Annotated in this window: 4 protein-coding genes and 1 tRNA gene; 2 read left to right on the forward strand and 3 right to left on the reverse strand. The window is 67.0% G+C overall.

Annotation, left to right across the window (positions count from 1 at the left end; all coding sequences use genetic code 11):
- On the forward strand, positions 1–383 hold a 383-nt coding region (locus MJ777_RS22220), incomplete at its 5' end, for a tyrosine-type recombinase/integrase (RefSeq protein WP_239377686.1).
- Between the two features lie 113 nt (positions 384–496).
- On the opposite strand, the gene MJ777_RS22225 is transcribed toward MJ777_RS22220, so the two are convergent.
- Together MJ777_RS22225 and MJ777_RS22230 are read right to left on the reverse strand one after the other, a co-directional pair.
- Positions 497–569 (reverse strand) — tRNA-Thr (locus tag MJ777_RS22225).
- A gap of 214 nt (positions 570–783) precedes the next feature.
- Positions 784–1,542: a FadR/GntR family transcriptional regulator gene (locus tag MJ777_RS22230; RefSeq protein ID WP_239377687.1), complete on the reverse strand. Its 759-nt coding sequence runs from the start codon at positions 1,540–1,542 to the stop codon at positions 784–786.
- A 667-nt stretch (positions 1,543–2,209) separates the two neighbouring features.
- Between MJ777_RS22230 and MJ777_RS22235 the strand changes: the two genes are divergently transcribed.
- Positions 2,210–2,707, forward strand: coding sequence for a MarR family winged helix-turn-helix transcriptional regulator (locus MJ777_RS22235; protein WP_239313571.1), 498 nt, complete (start codon positions 2,210–2,212; stop codon positions 2,705–2,707).
- A 14-nt stretch (positions 2,708–2,721) separates the two neighbouring features.
- On the opposite strand, the gene rlmB is transcribed toward MJ777_RS22235, so the two are convergent.
- Positions 2,722–3,987 carry a 23S rRNA (guanosine(2251)-2'-O)-methyltransferase RlmB gene (rlmB, locus tag MJ777_RS22240; protein WP_239348176.1) on the reverse strand — a complete coding sequence of 422 codons (1,266 nt, stop codon included), beginning with the start codon at positions 3,985–3,987 and terminating at the stop codon, positions 2,722–2,724.
- Positions 3,988–4,841: the final 854 nt, after the last annotated feature.

The following is a 4,841-nucleotide window of genomic DNA, read 5'->3' on the forward strand; positions in this document are numbered from 1 at the left end:
GCGACGGCTGGGACCCAGCATGGACGGACTCGGTCCGCGTCTTCACCCGTGAAGACGGCAGCGACATCCATCCCTCGTTCCTGAGCTACCGCTTCCAGCGACTTGCCTTCGCGGCGCAGCTCCCACCCATCCGGCTCCACGACCTCCGACACGGAGCCGCCACCCTCGCCCTCGCCGGCGGCACCGACCTCAAAATCGTCCAAGAGCTCCTCGGGCACTCCTCGATCACCATCACCGCCGACACCTACACCTCCGTACTGCCCGACCTCACCCGTATGGCAGTGGAAAACGCCGTGCGGATGGTTCCACGTCGGTCACAGGAAGCCGGCAACCAGCCGCTCCCACCGGCGACAGCTACCCACAGTAGCAACCGACCGCAATGATCATCTTGTTCTCCCGTCATGCCACCGGCGTTTTGTTCCCTTTCTGTTCCCCTCAGAGCCTGATCGGCAACCCACGAGGACCTCAGGGCAGGCTTACGCCCTGGTCAGAGCGGAGCCGGCGAGGGGATTCGAACCCCTAACCGCTCGATTACAAGTCGAGTGCGCTGCCAGTTGCGCCACGCCGGCCAGCCGAGGAACCTCCCTAGCGTAGGGCATCAGCCGTCGATCTCGCTGAGCGGGATCGACGGCTGGGGGGAGCGGCTGAGGGACCGAAGCCGACGGCCCCGAGGCGGACGGACGGATCCGATCCCAGCTGATGCCCGCATCCCGCACCGGCCCGTCAGGACCGGCCCGTCAGGACCGGCCATCCCGGCCGGCAGCCCCGCGGCCGAGCCACCGGTCAGGAGTAGACCAGCATGGGGGCTGTGCCCAGGCCGGTCATCCCGAATTCTCCATCAATCGCTCCGTGAGCGTCCCAGAACTCGACCGCGCCTGCCACGTCACAATTTTCGATCAGATCGGTCAGCCGCGCGTAACGCGCCAGCGACTGCTCGATGAAACGGCGTCCGTCGTGCTCCGGGACCTTGCGGAGAACAACATCGTACTGATGTCGGAGCAGCGACGCGACAAGCTCGGCCAGCAACGTCAGAGTCTGATTGTGACAGGATCGGACGACCAGCACCCGAAAATCCGTGGCACGCCGGGAGAAATCAGCCGCATTACGCGCGGCGTCGGCAGCCGCCAGACATGCCCGCATTTCTCGCAGATCCGCCGGGGTACGGCGTTTTGCGGCCAGCGCCACAATGCCCGAATCCATGACGGCCCGCGCCTCGGCCAGATCCCGGACGGGCGTTCCCCGCATCTGGAGCCGCAGTCCGGCTTGCCGGGCCAGGACCTGCCCGTCCGGCTCCTGGACGAGCGGCCCGAGGTGGGAGCCACGGCGAAGGACGATCAGAGATTCTGACTCAAGGATGCGTAGCGCCTCGCGCATTGTCGGCCTTGCGACACCATAAATATCCATCAGCTCGGTCTCCGGTGGAAGGTGGTCGCCAGGTCGGACCTCACCGCGTGCCACTCTTCCGCGCAAGTCATCGGCTACCATCTCGGCGAACTTGTTGAAGCTCGGTCCGTACCCCGCTCGGGGTGTACTCATACCCATGTGGCCGCCTCCTCACTGAAGCGTAAAAAACTATGCTAACCGGCGGAAGAGAGCCACTACTCGTCTCCACGGACTTCTTGTGAGACCGCCCACGCCATGTGAATCCACCCACACCGATATTCGCTATAGATTAGGTTCTCGTGCGCCTTGGCGGAGCATCACGAACACGGGCCGACGCGGCCGCCAATGACGCGCCATATAAGAGTGCCCGACAATAGGGGAATGGATCAAGGAGCGAGAATGGGGTACATGCATCGCGAGGCGGCACAGGGAGCCACCGGCGGTGTTGGGGACGACCGACGAGCCGGAGTACCCGGGCATCCCGCGGCGATGGATGGGCAGCGAGGGACAGGGAGCGATGACGCGAGGGGCATGCCTGTCCCAGCCCCGCGACGCCGGGCCCCCTGTTGCCGACCCCAAGGGAAACCGGTATGACACATCACCGCATCCACGCAGCAACCACGGAAACGGGTGCCGCTGACAGGGCCGGCCGGGAATCCCCCGGTCGCAATAAAGTCGACAGGCTGCCAACCAGCCAGGAGTGACGCGGCCAGACGTTTCCGCGCGACGCGGGAGAAATTAACCACCCAGAGTCATCGAACAAAACCTTCCGTACCCGCCAGGCGGCATACGAGAAGTGCGGCAAAGGTAAGGAGGGGAGCTCAGAATGGTGTGGGAAGAGCCGCTTCCCTCCGCCGTGGCCCGCCTCGGACATTCGATCAAGAGGGCGGAGCAGGCACTCATCCGTGAGAAGACCCGGGCACTGCGTGATGTCGGGCTTTCCGTCCCGCAGTACACCGCGCTGTTCACCCTTGCCGAGTCACCCGGTCTCTCCGGCGCCCAGCTCGCCCGAAGGTGCATGGTCACGCCCCAGTCGATGGCCAGCCTGCTGCTCACCCTCGAAGCCAAGGGACTGATTGTCCGTGAGCAGTCGGATGTCCATGCGAAGGTTTTCCAGAGCCGGCTGACACCAACCGGCCTAGCGTTGCTGCGGCAGGCCGACGCGCTGGCCCTCGCGGTCGAGCAGCGCCTCACCGACGTGTTCTCCCCGGGAGAGCTGGAGGAGTTCCGGTCTCTCCTCGAACGGTCCGTCGCCATTCTCGACGACGAAACCGGACGGTCCGTGGCCACAGCCACGCCGCGGTGGTCCGAACAACTCCGTTAGCGGCCGGAGCCCGGCTATCGCTGTCCGTCCACCCGGCGGCGGCGGGCGATCTCCGCCAACATCACGCCAGCGGCGACCCCGGCGTTGAGCGACTCGACGTTACCGACCATCGGGATCCGCACGGTCAGATCGCAACGCTCCCCGACCAGCCGTGACAAGCCACGTCCCTCTGAGCCGACGACCAGCGCCAGCGGATCACCGGCCATCTCCAGCTCGTCGAGAGCAACCTCGCCGTCCGCGGCCAATCCAACGACAAAAACGCCGGCATCCGCCCAGGCAGCCAACGCCCGAGACAGGTTCGTCGCCCGCGCCACCGGCAACCGGGCGGCGGCGCCCGCCGATGTCTTCCACGCCGCCGCGGTCACGCCGGCCGCCCGTCGCTCGGGCACGACCACGCCGTGCGCGCCGAACGCCGCCGCCGATCTGATCACAGCACCGAGATTACGCGGATCGGTCACTCCGTCCAACGCCACCAACAATCCCGGTGGCGCGGCCTGCGCACGGGCCAGGAGGTCATCGGGGTGGGCATACCGGAACGGCGGCACCGACAGTGCCAGCCCCTGATGCGGCGCGGAACCGCACATCCGGTCCAGCTCGGCGCGGGCGACATCCGCGACAGCCACACCGGCAGGAGGCGCGAGCCGGCGGGCCTCGTCAAGACGTTCGTCATACTCTGTGCCACCGGCAACGAACAGGGTTGACCCCGGAACACCGGCTCGTAGCGCCTCCACCACCGCGTTACGGCCGACTACCAGTTCGTCGAGGTCACCGCGACCATCGCGCTCCGCTCGGCCGGAGCGGGACGAACCAGCCCGATCCGGTCCGCCGCGGACGGGCCCGCCAGCACGACCGCCGGACCGCGGCACCCGTTCACCACCGGTTTTCCCGCCTTTTTTCCCACCTCGGCCCTGGCCTGTCCCAGCGAGTGGACGCGGACCGCGCGCCGCCCGGCCGCCCTCGTCCCGAGCCCTGTCATCACCGGCTCTGTCCGTACCCACCCGGGCGTTGGAGACGCTGCCGGCTCGCCCAGTGCCGTCGGTGGCCCGCGAACCCACCGGGCGTCGCGCCTCAGCCGCCGCGATCACAGCGGCTCTGCGCTGAGCTGGGTGGCCTGGCCGCAGCTCAGCTGGCGGAGTGGCGCCACGGCCCTCCAAGCTCTTCCTGCGCTGGCCACCGCTACCAGCCGACGCGCCCTTGCGATGCGACCCCGCCTTGGCCGCTCGACCGCCCTGGCCGCCACGCGCCACCCCACCGCCGCCACGCCGTTGCTGGCCAGCCATCAGCGAACTCCACCAGCGCGTATCCCGGACGCGTCAGAGAACATCGTCACACGGTATACGGTTTCCCAGCTCGCTTGGGCCACCGGCCGTACGGGAAGCTGCATGATCAGAAAGTCTGGCGCGTGTTGGCTTGTCCGCAAGCTGACAACAGCTCATACTGCTTAACACCTCATCGCCGTCAACAGCCGCACTATGGTCAAACCGTGACGGCGAACACACCTTCGACATCATCCATACGATCAAAGAGCGCCGTCGATTCCGCCATGATTACACTGCCGGTGTCGAGCCAGCCGCATGTCGACCACGCACAGACACCGCATCGCCGACGCCGATCCCCCACCCCGTGACGCCGCGCCCTCTGTTGCCGGACGCGCTAAGCCATGCAGGGCCGCCAAGATGTCCGCCGCCGAAGGGATCCTGATCGGAATGATCGACCAGACCCCGGCACGATTCCCACCGATCAGCGGTTCACCGACAAGCCGTGTGACATGACCACAGAATTTGATCATCCGTACGCCGGGGACGAAGAGGTACGGAACCGACCAGAACGGGGGCCTTGCCCGGTGTGCACGAACCCGGCGTACTCGGATGACCACCGCTGCGAAACATGCGGCATGCCGCCGCGGGTCGAGATGCCGCCGGAGACAGGTGACGCAGATCACCGAGAGATCGACCTTGGCCTTATTGCCGGCGTCTGTGACCGGGGAGTCCGACATACCACCAACGAGGACGCCATGGGTATCGCCATGGTCGGCTCCACCCTGATCGCCGTCGTCTGCGACGGTGTGTCGAGCACACCCGGGTCAGGACCCGCGGCGCGAGCCGCGGCCGCGGCCGCGGCCGCGGTCCTCGCC

Origin of the sequence: Protofrankia sp. Cj5, assembly GCF_917627405.1 — a bacterium.
GTDB lineage: Bacteria > Actinomycetota > Actinomycetes > Frankiales > Frankiaceae > Protofrankia.